The sequence below is a fragment of the Acinetobacter sp. R933-2 genome (assembly GCF_030325485.1).
In the GTDB taxonomy this organism is placed as follows: domain Bacteria; phylum Pseudomonadota; class Gammaproteobacteria; order Pseudomonadales; family Moraxellaceae; genus Acinetobacter; species Acinetobacter sichuanensis.
The window spans coordinates 126,551-143,034 of record NZ_JACAIJ010000011.1 but is presented as its reverse complement, the minus strand read 5'-3'; the positions used below and the strand labels follow the sequence as shown (position 1 = coordinate 143,034).

The 16,484-nt window shown below is 36.7% G+C and carries 19 protein-coding genes; 13 read left to right on the top strand and 6 right to left on the bottom strand.

Going from position 1 to position 16,484, the window contains the following annotated elements:
- Positions 1-21 precede the first annotated feature (21 nt).
- The 12 genes from HX005_RS13910 to dnaB all read left to right on the top strand — a co-directional run bounded on the left by HX005_RS13910 (position 22) and on the right by dnaB (position 10,865).
- On the top strand, positions 22-795 hold the full coding sequence (locus HX005_RS13910; protein ID WP_286377796.1) for an RDD family protein: 774 nt from the start codon (positions 22-24) through the stop codon (positions 793-795).
- 305 nt (positions 796-1,100) lie between these two features.
- Positions 1,101-2,156 carry a ubiquinol oxidase subunit II gene (gene cyoA, locus HX005_RS13905; RefSeq protein WP_107007376.1) on the top strand — a complete coding sequence of 352 codons (1,056 nt, stop codon included), beginning with the start codon at positions 1,101-1,103 and terminating at the stop codon, positions 2,154-2,156.
- Between the two features lie 3 nt (positions 2,157-2,159).
- The gene (cyoB, locus tag HX005_RS13900; protein WP_107007377.1) at positions 2,160-4,154 is read left to right on the top strand and encodes a cytochrome o ubiquinol oxidase subunit I; all 1,995 of its coding nucleotides are present in this window, start codon (positions 2,160-2,162) and stop codon (positions 4,152-4,154) included.
- 4 nt (positions 4,155-4,158) lie between these two features.
- Positions 4,159-4,776, top strand: coding sequence for a cytochrome o ubiquinol oxidase subunit III (cyoC, locus tag HX005_RS13895; protein ID WP_286377795.1), 618 nt, complete (start codon positions 4,159-4,161; stop codon positions 4,774-4,776).
- A complete protein-coding gene (gene cyoD / locus HX005_RS13890; protein WP_286377794.1) occupies positions 4,776-5,105 on the top strand; it encodes a cytochrome o ubiquinol oxidase subunit IV in 330 nt (109 codons plus the stop codon). The genes cyoC and cyoD overlap by 1 nt, the downstream gene beginning before the upstream one ends.
- 6 nt (positions 5,106-5,111) lie before the next feature.
- The gene (gene cyoE / locus HX005_RS13885; protein WP_107007380.1) at positions 5,112-5,990 is read left to right on the top strand and encodes a heme o synthase; all 879 of its coding nucleotides are present in this window, start codon (positions 5,112-5,114) and stop codon (positions 5,988-5,990) included.
- A 277-nt stretch (positions 5,991-6,267) separates the two neighbouring features.
- Positions 6,268-7,191: a hypothetical protein gene (locus tag HX005_RS13880; RefSeq protein WP_286377793.1), complete on the top strand. Its 924-nt coding sequence runs from the start codon at positions 6,268-6,270 to the stop codon at positions 7,189-7,191.
- 120 nt (positions 7,192-7,311) lie between these two features.
- A complete protein-coding gene (locus tag HX005_RS13875; RefSeq protein WP_286377792.1) occupies positions 7,312-7,914 on the top strand; it encodes an HAD family hydrolase in 603 nt (200 codons plus the stop codon).
- A 239-nt stretch (positions 7,915-8,153) separates the two neighbouring features.
- Positions 8,154-8,540, top strand: a complete 387-nt coding sequence (gene rpsF / locus HX005_RS13870) for a 30S ribosomal protein S6 (protein ID WP_035267614.1) — start codon at positions 8,154-8,156, stop codon at positions 8,538-8,540.
- 11 nt (positions 8,541-8,551) lie between these two features.
- Positions 8,552-8,779: a 30S ribosomal protein S18 gene (gene rpsR, locus HX005_RS13865; protein ID WP_004719336.1), complete on the top strand. Its 228-nt coding sequence runs from the start codon at positions 8,552-8,554 to the stop codon at positions 8,777-8,779.
- Positions 8,780-8,788: 9 nt separating this feature from the next.
- Complete coding sequence (gene rplI / locus HX005_RS13860) at positions 8,789-9,235, top strand: 50S ribosomal protein L9 (RefSeq protein ID WP_107007383.1); 447 nt, start codon at positions 8,789-8,791, stop codon at positions 9,233-9,235.
- A 181-nt stretch (positions 9,236-9,416) separates the two neighbouring features.
- Positions 9,417-10,865: a replicative DNA helicase gene (gene dnaB / locus HX005_RS13855; protein ID WP_286377791.1), complete on the top strand. Its 1,449-nt coding sequence runs from the start codon at positions 9,417-9,419 to the stop codon at positions 10,863-10,865.
- A gap of 35 nt (positions 10,866-10,900) precedes the next feature.
- Here dnaB and HX005_RS13850 read toward each other — a convergent pair whose 3' ends face one another.
- Both HX005_RS13850 and HX005_RS13845 read right to left on the bottom strand, forming a co-directional pair.
- Positions 10,901-11,497 (bottom strand): hypothetical protein, encoded by a 597-nt coding sequence (locus HX005_RS13850; protein WP_353621998.1) that lies wholly within the window; start codon positions 11,495-11,497, stop codon positions 10,901-10,903.
- A gap of 198 nt (positions 11,498-11,695) precedes the next feature.
- Positions 11,696-12,109, bottom strand: a complete 414-nt coding sequence (locus HX005_RS13845) for a DUF4259 domain-containing protein (protein ID WP_286377790.1) — start codon at positions 12,107-12,109, stop codon at positions 11,696-11,698.
- Between the two features lie 394 nt (positions 12,110-12,503).
- Here HX005_RS13845 and alr point away from each other — a divergent pair, with 394 nt between their 5' ends.
- Positions 12,504-13,577, top strand: a complete 1,074-nt coding sequence (alr, locus tag HX005_RS13840) for an alanine racemase (protein ID WP_286377789.1) — start codon at positions 12,504-12,506, stop codon at positions 13,575-13,577.
- 53 nt (positions 13,578-13,630) lie between these two features.
- Here the strand turns inward: alr and HX005_RS13835 are convergent, their stop codons facing one another.
- The 4 genes from HX005_RS13835 to HX005_RS13820 all read right to left on the bottom strand — a co-directional run bounded on the left by HX005_RS13835 (position 13,631) and on the right by HX005_RS13820 (position 16,450).
- Entirely contained in the window at positions 13,631-14,050 is a 420-nt protein-coding gene (locus HX005_RS13835) for a BLUF domain-containing protein (protein ID WP_286377788.1), read from the bottom strand.
- A 207-nt stretch (positions 14,051-14,257) separates the two neighbouring features.
- On the bottom strand, positions 14,258-14,992 hold the full coding sequence (locus HX005_RS13830; protein WP_107007389.1) for a proteasome-type protease: 735 nt from the start codon (positions 14,990-14,992) through the stop codon (positions 14,258-14,260).
- A 73-nt stretch (positions 14,993-15,065) separates the two neighbouring features.
- Positions 15,066-15,845, bottom strand: a complete 780-nt coding sequence (locus tag HX005_RS13825; RefSeq protein WP_286377787.1) for a transglutaminase family protein — start codon at positions 15,843-15,845, stop codon at positions 15,066-15,068.
- Positions 15,842-16,450, bottom strand: a complete 609-nt coding sequence (locus HX005_RS13820; protein ID WP_286377786.1) for an alpha-E domain-containing protein — start codon at positions 16,448-16,450, stop codon at positions 15,842-15,844. The genes HX005_RS13825 and HX005_RS13820 overlap by 4 nt, the downstream gene beginning before the upstream one ends.
- Positions 16,451-16,484 lie beyond the last annotated feature (34 nt).

Sequence of the window (16,484 nt, the reverse complement as noted above, 5' to 3'; positions counted from 1 at the left end):
TTATTTTGAGAATTGAGCTTTATGCAAATTTACTTGGCGAGAAATAACCAACAAGCTGGTCCATATACTGTCGAACAACTCAATCAAATGCTTGCAAGCCAACAAGTACTCTTGACTGATTTGGCTTGGCACCAAGGTATGACTGAATGGAAAGCACTTGGTGAATTAACACAAGGTAAACTTGTCTATGAACCTACGGGCTATGTCAGCTCTACCCCAACATACAACCCAAATCCTTTTCAAGAAAACTCAAAAGTTTCGCTCAACAAACAACAACAAAGCCAGACTGAGCTTGCGCCAATTTCATCACGTGTGTTAGCAAAAATCATTGATATGCTGTTGTGGCTTCCTGCTGCCTATATTCCAATGACCTATTTAAAACCAGAGCAACTTCAACAACTGGTTGACATCCAAGCAAAAATGCAATCTAAAGTTTCTGCTGCTGAAGCAACCAAACTACAAGAGCAATTTATCATGATGTTTCCTATGGAAGCATGGCAAATGATGGGGCTATATATTGTCATCATGCTCGCAATACAGGGATTTCTTGTTTTCAAATCTGGGCAAAGTATAGGCAAAAAATTAGCAAAAATTAAAATTGTAGATATGAATAATGGGCAACAAGTCTCAGGAAATCGCTCATTTTTAATTCGCTCAGTGCTTTTTACACTCTTTACAATTATTTCACTTCCTTTATTCCCTCTGTTTTCACTGATTGATTACATTTTTGCAATTAACCAAAACCGTCAAACATTACATGATAAGTTGGCTAAGACCAAAGTCATCAAGCAATAATTTTTATGTTTTTTACAAAGGGTGCTTTCGCATCCTTTTTTTACAATATAACTTTGATTTATAAACATAAAGTTGAAAATTCACATATAAATCCGAGTAAAAAAATTGGTTTTTATTACAGTTATTTAAAGCCTGTTTACATATAGCTAAGTTTGCCGATATGAGGCATAATGCCCTACAACGTCTGGGTGTCAGATCATTGAGAATGTTTACTATTTGTAATTAATAGTCATTTTCAATCATGCGACACTTTAATCGCTATCCCATATTTAATAGGGAATGGGACTCTTCACCGAGGTTGTAAAATGAGACAAACGATTTTAGCTGTATTGTCTTTATCTACGCTAGCTGCACTCTTAACTGGGTGTGGTGGTGATATGGTACTTCTAAACTCTAAAGGTCCAGTTGCACAAGGTCAGTCAGACCTCATGATGACTGCGATTTACTTAATGCTTTTGGTCGTAATTCCTTCGATCATCATGGCATTATGGTTTGGTTGGAAATATCGCGCGTCGAATAAAGATGCAGACTATAAACCTACATGGGCACACTCAACTGCAATTGAAATTGTAGTATGGGGCGTTCCTGTCATTATTATTGGTATTCTTGCGTATTTAACATGGTGGGGCTCACATAAATATGACCCATACCGTCCGCTTGAATCAGAGAAAGCACATTTAGATATTCAGGTTATTGCTGAACAGTTTAAATGGGTATTTATCTATCCTGAGCAACAAATTGCAACTGTTAACGAAGTTCGTTTTCCTGAAAAAACACCTGTTAGCTTTAAAATTACTTCTAACTTTACAATGAACTCTTTCTTCATTCCTAAGTTAGCGGGTCAAATTTACGCAATGGCGGGTATGCAAACTCAACTCCATGTATTAGCAGATGAAACTGGTGAATACCGTGGCTTCTCTTCTAACTATAGTGGTTATGGCTTTACACAAATGCGCTTTAAAGCACATAGTGTGACTGAAGCGGATTTCAACAATTGGGTTGCAGCAGTTAAAGCAGGTAACGGAACTTCAGTAAACCCTGAAGCTCAACAAAAAACTGTTTTAGATGCAGCAGAATTTGCAACGCTTAAAGATGGTGACCGTTCTAAGCACCAAATTGAAGCAATGCTTAAAAATGCGCATACTCCAGAAGAAAAAGCAAAAGCAGAAGAAGCTGAACGTAAAGGTCCATTCCCTACTAAGCCTCATCCTGTAACTTACTATTCTTCAGTTGAGCCTAATTTGTTCGAAAGCATTATCAACAAATACATGAGTAACTATCATGGTGCAGATCACTCTTCACCTGCTAGTCATGCTGAAACTGTTGGTGCTGAACATGCAACTGCTTCAGTAGAGGAATAAGACATGTCGGTATTATTCGGTAAACTCAACTGGGACTCGATCCCATATCAAGAGCCTATCGTTCTAATTACCATGATTATCATGGCAATTGGTGCTGCTGCGCTTCTTGGTGGTATTACCTATTTTAAAAAATGGGGCTACCTGTGGAATGTATGGTTTACATCTGTAGACCATAAAAAAATTGGTATCATGTATATCATTGTATCTGTTGTCATGTTAATTCGTGGTTTCGCAGATGCAATCATGATGCGTCTTCAACTGTTCCTTGCAAAAGGTGGCGGTGAAGGTTACTTACATCCTGACCATTACGATCAAATCTTCACCGCACACGGCGTGATCATGATTTTCTTCGTAGCAATGGGTCTGGTTGTTGGTATGATGAACATCGCTGTACCACTTCAAATTGGTGCACGTGACGTTGCTTTCCCATTATTAAACTCTCTTAGCTTCTGGTTATTTGCTGGTGCTGCTGGTTTGATGATGGCATCACTTGTATTAGGTGAATTTGCTGCAACAGGTTGGATGGCTTACCCTCCTCTTTCTGGTATTCAGTATTCTCCTGGTGTTGGTGTTGACTACTATATTTGGGCACTACAGATTTCAGGTCTAGGTACACTTTTAACTGGTGTTAACTTCTTTGTTACCATTATTAAAATGCGTGCGCCTGGCATGGGTCTTATGGATATGCCGATCTTTACATGGACTGCACTTTGTACAGCCGTATTGATCATTGCATCATTCCCTGTGTTAACTGCAACAATTGCAATGTTGACACTTGACCGTTACTTCGATTTCCACTTCTTCACAAATGAGCTAGGCGGTAGCCCAATGCTTTACGTGAACTTGATTTGGACTTGGGGTCACCCAGAAGTATATATTCTGATTTTACCTGCTTTTGGTTTATATTCAGAAATCGTTTCAACTTTCTCTCGCAAAACATTGTTTGGTTACAAATCAATGGTATATGCGACTATCGCGATCACAGTACTTGCGTTCGTGGTATGGTTACACCACTTCTTTACAATGGGTGCTGGTGCCAACGTTAACGCGTTCTTCGGTATCATGACCATGATTATTGCGATCCCTACAGGTGTGAAAATCTTCTCTTGGTTATTCACCATGTATAAAGGTCGTATTACATTTACATCACCAATGTACTGGACACTTGGCTTCCTTGTGACTTTCGGTATCGGTGGTTTAACTGGTGTATTAATGGCTGTTCCACCAGCTGACTTCTTAGTACACAACTCATTATTCTTGATTGCTCACTTCCATAACGTAATTATTGGTGGTGTGGTATTCGGTATGTTCGCAGGGATCACTTTCTACTGGCCAAAAATGTTTGGTTGGAAGTTAAATGAAACTTGGGGCAAAGCTTCTTTCTGGTTCTGGTTCTTCGGTTTCTATTTTGCATTCATGCCACTTTATATCCTTGGTTTCATGGGTATGACTCGTCGTTTGAACACATATGACAACCCTGAATGGGACCCATACCTTGCAATTGCGTTCTTCGGTTCAGTACTTGTTGCTATTGGTATCTTCTGTTTCGTTATGCAAGTTGTTGTAGGATTCTTACAACGCGAAAACAACATGGATCATACAGGTGACCCATGGGATGGTCGTGTTCTTGAATGGTCTACTTCATCTCCTGCGCCATTCTATAACTTTGCTCACCTTCCAAAAATCAATGGTATTGATACTTTCTGGAGCGACAAAGAAAATGGTGTAGCATATGCGCGTCCAACGAAATATGAAGACATTCATATGCCTACAGACCGTGCGGCTGGTTTCGTTATTGCAATGCTATTAACTGTTATGGGCTTAGCGCTTGTATGGCATGTTTGGTGGCTTGTAATTGTAACTTTCGTTGGTGCGATCATCAGCTTCATCGTAAGTTCATTTACGAAGAAAGTAGATTACTATGTACCTGCTGCGGAAGTAGAACGTATCGAAAACGAGCGTTATGCTTTACTTGAAAAACACTTGAAGAAGGACTAAGGATATGGCTGAAGTACTTCATCACGACAACCACGGACATGATGAACATCATCACGATGATACTGACATCACCGTCTTTGGTTTTTGGACATACTTGATGAGTGACTTGATTTTATTCGGTACACTCTTCATCGCGTTCGCTGTATTAAGCAGTCATATTCCACCTGGAACACCAAGCGCAAAAGATCTTTTTGGTGAGTCTTTAGGTTTCGTTTTAACTGAAACTTTTGCTCTCTTAATTTCTTCTGTAACTTTTGGTTTTGCAGTACTTGCTTCTTACAAAAAGAATGTTAGCCAAGTTTTACTTTGGTTAGCAATCACTTGGATCTTTGGTGCATCATTCATTGGTATGGAACTTTATGAGTTTAATCATTTAGTTCATGCTGGTCACGGACCAAGCACAAGTGCGTTTTTATCTTCGTTCTTTACTCTAGTTGGTACGCATGGTATTCACGTAACTTCTGGTTTAGTTTGGATGATCGTGTTAATGATTCAAATCAAGAAAAATGGTTTGACAACTATTAACACTCGTCGTCTTGCTTGCCTAAGCTTGTTCTGGCACTTCCTTGACATCGTTTGGATCTGTGTATTCAGCGTCGTTTACTTAATGGGAGTTATCTAATGAGTCATGATCATAATTCTGCAGGTGCTTCGCATGGTAATGTGAAACAATATACAATTGGTTTTATTGTTTCTGTATTACTAACCATCGTTCCATTTTATATGGCTATGCACCCTGCTGACTTTGGTCGCGGTGCAATTGTTGCAACAATTGCCATTACTGCGATTGCTCAGGTTCTTGTTCAATTAGTCTTCTTCTTGCACATGAACTCTTCATCAGAGCAACGCTGGAACGTGATTGCATTTGTATATACGATTCTATGTATTGCAGTTCTTCTTATCGGTTCTGTATGGGTCATGAACTACTTACATTCAAACATGATGCTCTAGGGTGTCATGTTGAAGAAATATTTATTCCTGACTAAGCCAGGAATTCTCTTCGGTAACTTCGTTACCACTTTGGGCGGCTTCTTCCTAGCCGCTCAAGGTTCTGTAGATTTCCTCTTACTTCTCATCACACTATTAGGTACAACTCTAGTTGTTGCCTCTGGCTGTGTTGTGAATAATGTCATTGACCAAGACATTGACCAAAAAATGCAACGTACGATGAATCGTGCATTAGTCAAAAAAACGATTAGCCCAACAGTTGCTCTGATCTTTTCAGCAGTACTGGGTCTATTGGGTTTTGGCTTGTTGTGGTTTTTTGTCAACGCCTATGCATTTGGCTTTGCTCTATTAGGCTTTGTCGTTTATGTCGTGTTCTATAGTCTTTGGACAAAACGTACCACCATTCAACAAACAGTGATTGGTAGTATCTCAGGTGCAAGTCCTCCTGTGATCGGTTATACGGCTGTTGCTCATGAATTTGATGTTGCTGCGTTATTAATTTTTTTAGCGTATGCATTTTGGCAAATGCCACATTCATGGGGAATTGCAATTTATCGCTTCGACGACTATAAGAATGCAGGTATACCCATCCTACCCGTAGCACGTTCCATCTATCGCACAAAAGTTGAAAGTTTGATTTATGTGATCTTATTTGCAGCAGTGTTAAATGGTTTGTATTGCTTTGGCTATACCAATATTTTCTTCTTAATTACTTTTAATGCGCTCTGTGCGTATTGGGTATATTTATCAATTATTGGCTTTAAAGCAGAAAATGACCAAGCTTGGGCAAAACGCTATTTCTTATATTCTGTCATTTTAATTACAGCATTAAGTTTTAGTTTCAGCTTTAGTTACGTGTCCCCTGCGCCACATTTACCCCTTTTTTAAAAGATAGAGTTCTCTCTATCTTTTCTTAATCGTGGTATAGCATCATACTTTTCACTCTACCCATACACTTGCTATGATATTTGTCATCATTACAAATCTATAACTTGTGTATGAATCTTAAATTATCTTTTCAATCTATTATCTTCTTTCAAATCTTGGTATTAAATGTTTGACTCATATATTCATGGGGTGATCATTGAAAGTATCCAAAAAATTTAAAATATCTATTATTTTTGATTAAAATAAAAATCTCATTTTCAGCACTTATAGGCTATTTATGTACGATAAAAAAATTATTAAAATTCTCAATAAAATATACAGTTATAGCAATAATTATAACTACGATCATAACAATAAAACTTATACTTTTCATATTCCAGAAAAATTATCAGAAAATGAAAAAATGTTACTCAATCAATCAGGTTTGGAATTCAATAAAATTGAATACTTTGAACATGACAGCACGATTAAAAAACTAAAAATGCTCAGTCAACTTCCTGAGATGGAAGATAAAGTAAATGCTTTGTTCATCAAAGCCATAGGGCAAGGTTTTCATCGTGGCTTACAACCTATAATCAGCTATGCTTTCGCTAAAAATGTGCCTGAACATGATTTTACGCCAATCGAAAAAGGAGACCGTGAACTGTCAGAAGCAACATGGCCTTGTAAAGTTTGCGGTTTACCTCGTTCTTCATGGGAAAATTCGTCTTGCAATCTTTTTCATTTTTATATTGGTTACTGTCGTTTAGGTGCTTATCATGAAATCCTCACCGACTTAGAAGAAATTCAACATTTTCCTAAAGAAAACATTCAACCAGAAGATCTCAGCGTATTTAAACAACTCATAGAAATTATTCAACTTGCTGAGCCAAAAGAAACGCCTTCTGAACTCATTAATCGCATTTCCAAAGCAAAAATTTTGCAAGGAAGTAATTTGACTACACGAACATGGTTGATTCGAATTTTGGCAGAACTTGGAATTTTAAAAAATGAGTTAGCACCTGAATATAGTGTCTATTTTAATTTTTTAGGTCATGATGAATTTTTAAAACTTGAAAAAATTGTATATGCTCAAGCACCTAATCATCGCAGCGAAGTAAGTTTTCCCATTTCACTCTGGCGTGGAAGTTCAGGTATCAACATAGCTCGACTTCATCAGTTTTTAGAAAAATTTGAGCAGTTAATTGAACCATCAACCTAAAATGTATACAAAGGAAAAAATTATATATGTGTAGATTTGGTCAATGTCTATTGTTGTTAAAAAAGCTATGTTCAAATTTATTTCAAAGATCAATCATTTTACCATTTGAGGATGAAACTGATGTCAAACTCTCCCATTAAAGTGATCGCTTTTGATGTCTTTGGTACATTAGCAAAAATTACAGAAAAAACCTCACCTTATAAAAAATTAATCCATTGGCTGCATCAACAAGGACATACAGCTCATGTCAATGACGCTATAACTGTCATGTCAATTCATGGTGATTTTGAGGATATCGCGGCACATTTTGGTTATCATATCCCTGCGCCATTACTCACTGAGTTAAATGCTGATCTTGAATTTGAACTCAAGCAAATCCAACTTTTTGATGACACACTTTCAACATTGCAACAACTTAAAACTCAAGGCTATACAATTGTGCTCTGCTCTAACTCAGCACACCCTTATGGCATACATATTTCAACATTAATTCCAATGGTTGACCTATATGCATGGAGTTATGAAGTCCATGCATGTAAACCTGATCCTAAAATATATCAATATGTTATAGATCAAATCCACTGTAAACCTGAAGAAGTTTTATTTATTGGGGATACTCCTCTTGCAGATGTTGAAGGTCCTCGCCATTTTGGTATGACAGCAAGACTGATCAACCGTAAAAAAGGACAACAACTCACTGAAATATTAGCTGATTTGCTATAATTAGGCTAAAAAATAAAAAAATATTCTTTCTATTCTATTGAGTTTTTTGCTCATCGTCATAGCACTCTTTTTTCCAAAAAGATGAATATTAAATTGTGTTTAGCCACAAACTTACCTATAATGAGCGCTCGCAATTTTTGCGACACAATTTGTTAACTTAATTCAAGTTAACGCTGATTGTGACTCCTTGCTTCAATTTTTAATTAAATTGGGGCTGCATAAACCGTAAGGAGCTGACAATGCGTCACTACGAAATCGTAATTCTGGTACACCCAGACCAAAGCGATCAAGTGGTAGGTATGGTAGAACGCTATATCTCTCACATTAAAGATGCTGAAGGTCAAATTCACCGTCTTGAAGATTGGGGCCGTCGCCAATTGGCTTACCCAATTAACAAAATTCACAAAGCGCACTACATTTTAATGAACGTTGAATGTAATCAAACTACGCTTAACGAATTAGAAGAATTATTCCGTTACAACGATGCTATCCTTCGTAACGTAATTATTCGTCGTGAAAACGCTATCACTGAAGAGTCTTTATTGGCTAAGAGTGCTGAAGAAAAACGTGCGCGTAAAGCTCAACGTGAAGAAGCACAACAAGCTCAAGACTCTGCTGAAGCATAAGGAGAACCTCAATGGCACGTTTTTACCGTCGTCGCAAGTTCTGCCGCTTTACAGCTGAGAACGTTACGTACATCGACTACAAAGATATCGACACTTTAAAACAGTACATCACTGAAAACGGCAAGATTGTTCCTAGCCGTATTACAGGTACTAAAGCTCGTTACCAACGTCAATTAGCGCTTGCTATTAAACAAGCTCGCTATTTAGCGTTGATTCCTTACACTGACAATCATAAGTGAGGTTGAGCTGTGGATATTATCTTATTACAACGCATTAAAAACCTTGGTAAATTAGGCGATAAAGTTTCAGTTAAAGCTGGTTACGGCCGTAACTTCCTTATCCCTCAAGGTAAAGCAGTTGCTGCGACTGAAGCAAATACTGCTGCTTTCGAAGCTCGTCGTGCAGAACTTGAAAAAGCTGAAGCTGAAATTTTAGCTGCTGCTCAAGCACGTGCTGATCAATTGAACGAAGTAAACATCGTTATCACTGCGAAAGCTGGTGATGAAGGTAAATTATTCGGTTCAATCGGTACTCGTGACATCGCTGACGCGTTAACGAATGCTGGTCTTGAAGTAGACCGTGCAGAAGTTCGTTTACCTAACGGTGCGCTTCGTAACACTGGTGAATTCAACATCGCAATCCAATTGCATCATGATGTTGTTGCAGAAGTTCTCGTTACTATCGTATCTGAGTAATTTCGTACCAAAAAAAAGAGCATACTTTTGTATGCTCTTTTTTTATCTGCTATTTCTATCTAGTTATCATTTTTTATTTAGCATTATTTAGCTTTCACCCCATGATTTAGGTTATCCTCTTAACCTATTTTAAATAAATTGAGTCATCCTTGACTGGTTTAAATTAAAGGTTTTTTATTTTATGTCTCAGGCAACTGCCGCAGCTTCTGCAAATACTTTTAACAAAGATGCCAAGTCAACTGACGCCTCGCAACAATTAAAAGAATTTCGTACACCACCCCACAACTTGTCAATTGAACAAGCGGTGTTGGCTGCCTTAATGACTGTGGCTGAATCTTTTGAGCAAGTCAGTGATGTGCTGAATGAAAATGATTTCTATGCGACCCGTCACAAATATATTTTTCGTGCCATTGAACAACTCAATAAAGAAAGTTCGCCTTATGATGCAGTTTTAGTCAATGACTGGCTCATTAAACAAAATCTTTTAGAGGCAATTGGGGGTGAAGAATATTTAATGCAACTTATGGCAGATTCGCCTGCAAGTTTTTACAACCTTGAAACCTACGCCACTAAAATTCGTGAATTTGCGACTTTAAGAAATATGATTAAAGTCGGTAATGAAATTTTACAGAATGCTTATGACACCAAAGGTCGTGAGGTGAGTGAAATTTTAGATTTAGCAGAAACTAATATTTTCTCGATCGCTGAGCAACATAATAATAATGCCAAAGCACAAGGTCCAAAGCCGATTACCTCTGTGGTCGCTGATGTCTTTGATAAGCTCAATGAGCTTTCTCAACTCGAAGGTAATATTACAGGTTTGACCACAGGTTTTGTTGAACTTGATAATAAAACTTCGGGCATGCAAGCGGGTGATATGATCATTGTAGCGGCACGCCCATCTATGGGTAAAACGACTTTTGCCATGAATCTTGTCGAAAGTGTGCTGTTTAATTGCGACTTACCTGCTTTGGTTTTTTCGATGGAAATGCCTGCTGACTCGATTGCTATGCGTTTGATTTCCTCTTATGGCAAAGTACACCAAGGGCATTTACGTTCAGGTAAACTCGATGGCGATGAATGGTCTAAAGTTACAGGGACTATTTTACAGCTTCAAGAGAAACATCTGTATATTGATGACTCCTCTGCCCTTCCTCCAACTGAAATGCGCGCACGTGCAAGACGTATTGCCAAACAACATGGTGGCAAACTCGGCTGTATCATGGTCGATTATCTACAATTAATGAAAGTACCTGGTATGGGCGATAACCGTGTTGGCGAGATTGGTGAGATTTCACGAAGCTTAAAAGCACTTGCCAAAGAAATGAATTGTCCTGTGATTGCTCTATCACAGCTCAACCGCTCTTTAGAGAATCGCCCAAATAAACGTCCTGTCATGTCAGATTTACGTGAATCAGGTGCGATCGAGCAGGATGCCGATTTGATTATGTTTATTTACCGTGATGAGGTTTATAACAAAGAATCAAAAGAAGCTGGAACAGCCGAAATTATTATCGGTAAACAGCGTAATGGTCCTATTGGTTCTGTTCGTTTAGCCTTTGAAGGTCAATATACCCGTTTTAGTAATTTATCACCTGAATATTACGCACAATATGACGATGGAGAGTAATGCATTATTACTCTTCTTTGCTCAAATTTTTATCATTAAAACCATGATTTAAAGCTATTGAATAATTTATTCCACCAATGTAGAAACCCCGAAAGCTGTTGAATATTTTGCTGTGCATCATTCATAACAACTTTTGGAAATGCTGCATTTAGTTGCTGACAATTTGGATATTTTTGCTGTAGTTTTTTCAAATAATCGTTTTGGTCATATTGAATAAAACCATCTAAGATTCTAACTGTTTTACCATCTGTATATTCACAACTTGAACGATTACGATCCCATGCAAAAAAAGATGTCACGGGCTTAGAAATACTTAAACGATAATTTTGGCAACTTAACATTGCAAATGAAGCTATTTGATATTGCTCAGGTTTAGCGCCATCAGGTGTATAGGCTAAACCAATGATTAAACTATCTTTTGCAATATTTTGACTGGAAAATTCACTTTGCCATTGGTTAGGTTTTGCATACTTAAATTGATCAATCCAAGAACGAAAAATAAATTGATCTGCATTCAGTCGAACTGAAAAACTTGTACGATCATCCTGCATGGCTTGAGAGCTTTGGAAACGCGCAATAAAAACATCATCAGGCGTATGTGGCATACAGGCTAAAGCTTGCTTGATAGTCAACGCTCCAAGTAGCAGCATGTACAATAAATTTTTAAGTTGTACAGCATAAAACTGAGTCAAAAATAATTTAAAAATTAAGTATTTCCTCTTCTTTAATAGCTTTGAATAACGGTTTTCTGTTTTATTTTTGGAAAATTTTCATCATGATCAATAGGAAAACAAATGTTCTCCTATTTTTAAAACATCTAATGATTAGCTTTATGCTACAACTAAAGCAGTTTTTAAACTTTCAATGTTACCACGCCAATCATCATAGTCTTCTGTTTCCTTCCAAAGCTCATTCAGTTCAGAGTCTTCTCCCAAAACCAAATCTAATGCAGTTTGTGCATTTTTTAATAAAGCTGCTGAAGGTTGTAGATTGACTGATTGCACCCATTCATCAACTTTTTTTGTATATCCATCATTTTGTGTGCCTTTACCCAATAGTTTTGCTAAAACTTCGGCTGCTGCAACAATCACAGAACCATCATCAGCTTCAAGATATTCATCTGCATTTTCAATCGCTCTGGAAAATGTGTTCGACAATAGACTTTCATCTTTTGTTTCTTCTAAACGATAAATCCAATCTAAGGCATCATCATTACCAAAAGGCTCATGTGACCAAGCACCCATTTTTATTCCTCTTTTATTTATAATCGTCAATCATGCAAAAAATGATAATGCATGACCTAGAAACTACAATAGCAGTAATTTTTTGCTTTTATTTTGTAAAATGTAAATATACGTTTAGAACTTTAATATGTTTTTTAAATGTATAACTATTTTTCTTTTACTTGCTGCTTTTATTGTTTAATAAAAAATCTAAAAATGAAAGGAAAAGATAAAAATTTGCGTTTTTTCGATATAAATACGTGAAATCATTTAAAAGATAAATGTCGATGTCTATTTAACTTTGATCGGCTTACAATAGTACCGTTTTAGAAATTCAATGATCAATTTCATTTTCCCCTTATAAAATATCTTTTTAACTATATTTTATATTTACCTTCTTACAGGAGTCTTTCGGGTGCGCCAAGCAACAGTTTATATTGACAGTAAAGCTCTGCAATATAATTTAAATCGTGTTAAACAACTTGCCCCAACTGCTAAAATTGTGAGTATGGTCAAAGCCAATGCTTATGGACATGGAGTCAAAGATTGCTTAGCCGCCTTAAGTTCAACTGATGCCTTTGGTGTTGCTTGCCTTGAAGAAGCTTTAGAAATTCGTGAATTGGGCTACCAACAACCTATTACACTAATTGAAGGTATTTTCAGTGCCGATGAAATGGCGGTAGTGCTTGAAAATGAGATTGAAATTGTTGTTCATCATCAAGCTCAACTGGATTGGTTACGCGCACACAAAGATGCTTATATTGAAAAAAATCTCAAAGTTTGGGTCAAACTTAATAGTGGGATGAACCGTCTTGGTTTTAAAGTTCCTGAAATTATTGACATCATCCACTCACTTAAAGCTGATGGTTTTACTTGTGTTTTAGCCATGCATTTTGCCAATGCTGACGCTGAAAATCACCCCCTCAATGAACAACAAAAAAATCAATTCTTACATGTCAAAGAAGCATGTGAGCCGATTATGGCATCTTGCTGCAATTCAGCAGCAATTTTCAAATGGTCAGAACTCAATTTTGATTTTGTACGTCCAGGCATCATGCTCTATGGTGCCTCACCTTTTGCAGATCAATCGGTACATGATTTAGATATCAAACCTGTGATGACCTTTACAGCAGAAATTATTGCTTTAAATCATATTGAAGCGGGTGAATCTGTTGGCTATGGTTCCACTTTTGTCGCTGACCAAGCAATGGATATTGCTATTGTTTCAATTGGTTATGGTGATGGTTATCCACGCGCATTTTTAAAACAAAATTATGTTTCTATTCAAGGGCAAGCAAGAGCTGTGATTGGGCGTGTTGCAATGGATATGATTGCAATCGATGTTACAGGGTTAAATTTACCCTTAGGTACGGTTGTTGAGCTGTGGGGCAAAGATCGCTTGGTTGATGATGTTGCAGAAGCCAATGGTACAATTGGTTATGAATTATTATGCCGTATGAGCGCAAGACCTGTGCGTAAGAAAATCTAAATCTAGCGATTTTTGCGATAAAAAATCCAAGTTTAGACTTGGATTTTTATTTTCTATAACTCAGTTTCTTCAATTTCATACAATAAATGTAATAGTTTAGGTAGATCTTGTTGACTTAAGCACAAAGGAGCAAATTTTTCATACCCCTGATCTAAAAAAAATTGCTGAATCTGGCTACTTCTTTTGACATATTTCATTGACCATTGCGAAAAATGGCGCTGTTTAATTTCAGTATGCTGATATAACTTAATTTGATGATGTCTTGGGTCTTTAAATAATTTATCTAATAACATTTCAATCGTATGTTGATCGCCTTCTAGACATTGAAAGAAGTATTCATCAGCAAAATATAAGACTCCACAGATATCATGTTTAACATTGAAATGACGAGCTTCATCTAAAATATCACGTAAATCATTTAAAATTTTTAGATCATTTGATGTTGTTTTACTGGCATAACAAATTTGAAACATAAATTAATATTCTCATGAAATTTCTTATTAATTTACTGTATTCAATATTACTGCACTAAAACAGCCCTAAGTGTTGAATAATCAGGCAAAATTTTGATGGATATGTAAATAATTATTTTTCCACCACACAAAAAAACTGCTCTATTTAACACAATATTTTAAAAACTTGTGATAGCTAAAATATTTCTACTATTGCTTAAAATGAAACTACTTAAAATAATCTTCAGTAGGTTCAGGTAAATCTTGTAAACCATTTTTTAATGTTTCTGACCATTGTCGGCTAATCTGCTGAAAATATGGATCTGCCTCTGTGATACGTTTACCTTGCGGTGTCAACAAGCAGTCTTTATGGTAAATCATGGCATCTAAAGGCATCCCTACTGAAACATTTGAACGCAAAGTTGAATCAAAAGAGATCAAACAACAACGTAAGGCTTTATCTAAAGGCATATCATAAGTCAACGCCCTGTCTAAAATAGGCTTACCATATTTACTTTCGCCAATTTGAAAATACGGTGTATCACTGGTTGCACAAATAAAATTACCTTGCGGATAAATATTATAAAGTTGCATTTCCTCACCTTTAATTTGCCCACCAACCAGCAAACTACAAAAATAGTTACTTTGCTCCAAGGTATCTGAAGTAACTTCTGCAATCACTTGTCGGAGAAGCTGCCCTACTAGCCCAGCAAGTTCAAACATCGTATTTACACTATACAAATGCGGCTCTCTGCCGAGTGCTAAATGATTTTCTAAATGCCCAATGACAGCTTGTGTTGTTGCTAAATTACCTGATGTCTGAATACAAATAAAACGCTCACCAGCAACACCATATGTATACAGTTTACGAAAAACTGAAATATGGTCTACGCCTGCATTGGTTCGTGTATCGCTGATAAAAACTAGACCTTCTTTGAGTCTTAAAGCACAACAATATGTCATACAAACCTCTCTTTATTTTTTGAATATTCATGTTAAATATCTATTTTTTATACTCATTTTTTAAAACAAATATTTAACAAGCAAGCACCTGAACAATTGAATACATACTTTCAATTCCTCCCTGCTCACGTACACCTCTGACTGGGGCTACATCCCAGTAATCACGACCAATTGCAACATAAACATGTGCTTCTGGCTGAAATAATTGATTACTGACATCAATCATATGCCAGTTTCCATCTAAATAAATTTCTGCCCATGCATGACTGGCTAAATGTGATTGATTATTCGCATACAAATAACCCGAAATATAACGCGCTGGTACACCCAATGCTTTTGCCATCGCAATAAAGACATGGCTATGATCTTGGCATACACCATGCCCTGCAAAAAATGATTCTACAGCAGTATGACAAACCGTTGTAGATGCCGTTTCATAAGGCATTTTTAACAATAAAGCTGCTGCTAAACGATGAAAATGCGACAAATTAACTTGAGGAACATAGTGTTGAGCAAATGCCAACATTTCTGTATTACACAAAGTTGTTGTGGTAGGTTGCAAAAATAACCATGGAGATAAATGATCTTGAACACCATATTGATGCTTTAAATCAATCTCAACAATACCTTGTGCCATAATCAGCATCGTTTGAAATGGATCAACTTGGTTACTGGTCAACCAAAGATTTGCAAATGCATCTTTTTTCATTTTTTGAGCACCAGGCACACTAATTTCCCAAGTATGTACTTGTTGATGCGAATTAGACTGAGGCATCATTTTAATATATTGAATACTATTTTTTGCCCAGTCTGTATATTGGTAATGGGTTTGGTGATTAATCATCAATTTCATAAGCGAACCAACTCAAAAAGAGAGTCAATATGATCACTAAAATGATAATAATGTTGACTATCGGGTTGTCTTTTTAAGTCTTGCCATGCCTCTGTAACACTTACGACTCCACAACGATCTAAATGCTGGCTTAATTGATCCAAATCATGCAAAGTTTGTTCAGATGTTTGTTTAAGGCGAATTTGACGATCTAGTTGCTCCATTTTCTGCCCTAAACTAAAAAATAAAAATAGAAATTCATCTTCTTCGGCTTCTAATACATCATGACACTCGGCACAAACATCACAAATAAAACCTGCATTTCGCTCAGCTTGTTGTAATAGCTGATTGAGTTCAGCAAAAGATTTTTGTGAGATCACACCACGTAAATCATGAATATTATTCTTAGCATTTTGAAACTGTTGATGAAATGAAGCGGGTTGCTCAGGATCTAACACCAATTCATTTAAAGAACTTGCATCAAAAGCAGGTAAACAAAATGCGTGTGTATAATCTAAAGCAGCCTCATTGCTATGAAATGGAAACTGGCTACATAAATATTGTATACGATTTAAAGAACGCCCTAACCAAAATATATTTTGTGCGTTGCTACTTAATAAAATCATTTTTATCTCCTTATTTGAATACTCATCAAGCAAA

Coding starts and splice junctions, on each gene's coding strand:
- HX005_RS13910 (WP_286377796.1), top strand. CDS start 22: ATGCAAATTTACTTGGCGAGAAATAACCAACAAGCTGGTCCATATACT.
- cyoA (WP_107007376.1), top strand. CDS start 1,101: ATGAGACAAACGATTTTAGCTGTATTGTCTTTATCTACGCTAGCTGCA.
- cyoB (WP_107007377.1), top strand. CDS start 2,160: ATGTCGGTATTATTCGGTAAACTCAACTGGGACTCGATCCCATATCAA.
- cyoC (WP_286377795.1), top strand. CDS start 4,159: ATGGCTGAAGTACTTCATCACGACAACCACGGACATGATGAACATCAT.
- cyoD (WP_286377794.1), top strand. CDS start 4,776: ATGAGTCATGATCATAATTCTGCAGGTGCTTCGCATGGTAATGTGAAA.
- cyoE (WP_107007380.1), top strand. CDS start 5,112: ATGTTGAAGAAATATTTATTCCTGACTAAGCCAGGAATTCTCTTCGGT.
- HX005_RS13880 (WP_286377793.1), top strand. CDS start 6,268: ATGTACGATAAAAAAATTATTAAAATTCTCAATAAAATATACAGTTAT.
- HX005_RS13875 (WP_286377792.1), top strand. CDS start 7,312: ATGTCAAACTCTCCCATTAAAGTGATCGCTTTTGATGTCTTTGGTACA.
- rpsF (WP_035267614.1), top strand. CDS start 8,154: ATGCGTCACTACGAAATCGTAATTCTGGTACACCCAGACCAAAGCGAT.
- rpsR (WP_004719336.1), top strand. CDS start 8,552: ATGGCACGTTTTTACCGTCGTCGCAAGTTCTGCCGCTTTACAGCTGAG.
- dnaB (WP_286377791.1), top strand. CDS start 9,417: ATGTCTCAGGCAACTGCCGCAGCTTCTGCAAATACTTTTAACAAAGAT.
- HX005_RS13845 (WP_286377790.1), bottom strand. CDS start 12,109: ATGGGTGCTTGGTCACATGAGCCTTTTGGTAATGATGATGCCTTAGAT.
- HX005_RS13835 (WP_286377788.1), bottom strand. CDS start 14,050: ATGTTTCAAATTTGTTATGCCAGTAAAACAACATCAAATGATCTAAAA.
- HX005_RS13830 (WP_107007389.1), bottom strand. CDS start 14,992: ATGACATATTGTTGTGCTTTAAGACTCAAAGAAGGTCTAGTTTTTATC.
- HX005_RS13825 (WP_286377787.1), bottom strand. CDS start 15,845: ATGAAATTGATGATTAATCACCAAACCCATTACCAATATACAGACTGG.
- HX005_RS13820 (WP_286377786.1), bottom strand. CDS start 16,450: ATGATTTTATTAAGTAGCAACGCACAAAATATATTTTGGTTAGGGCGT.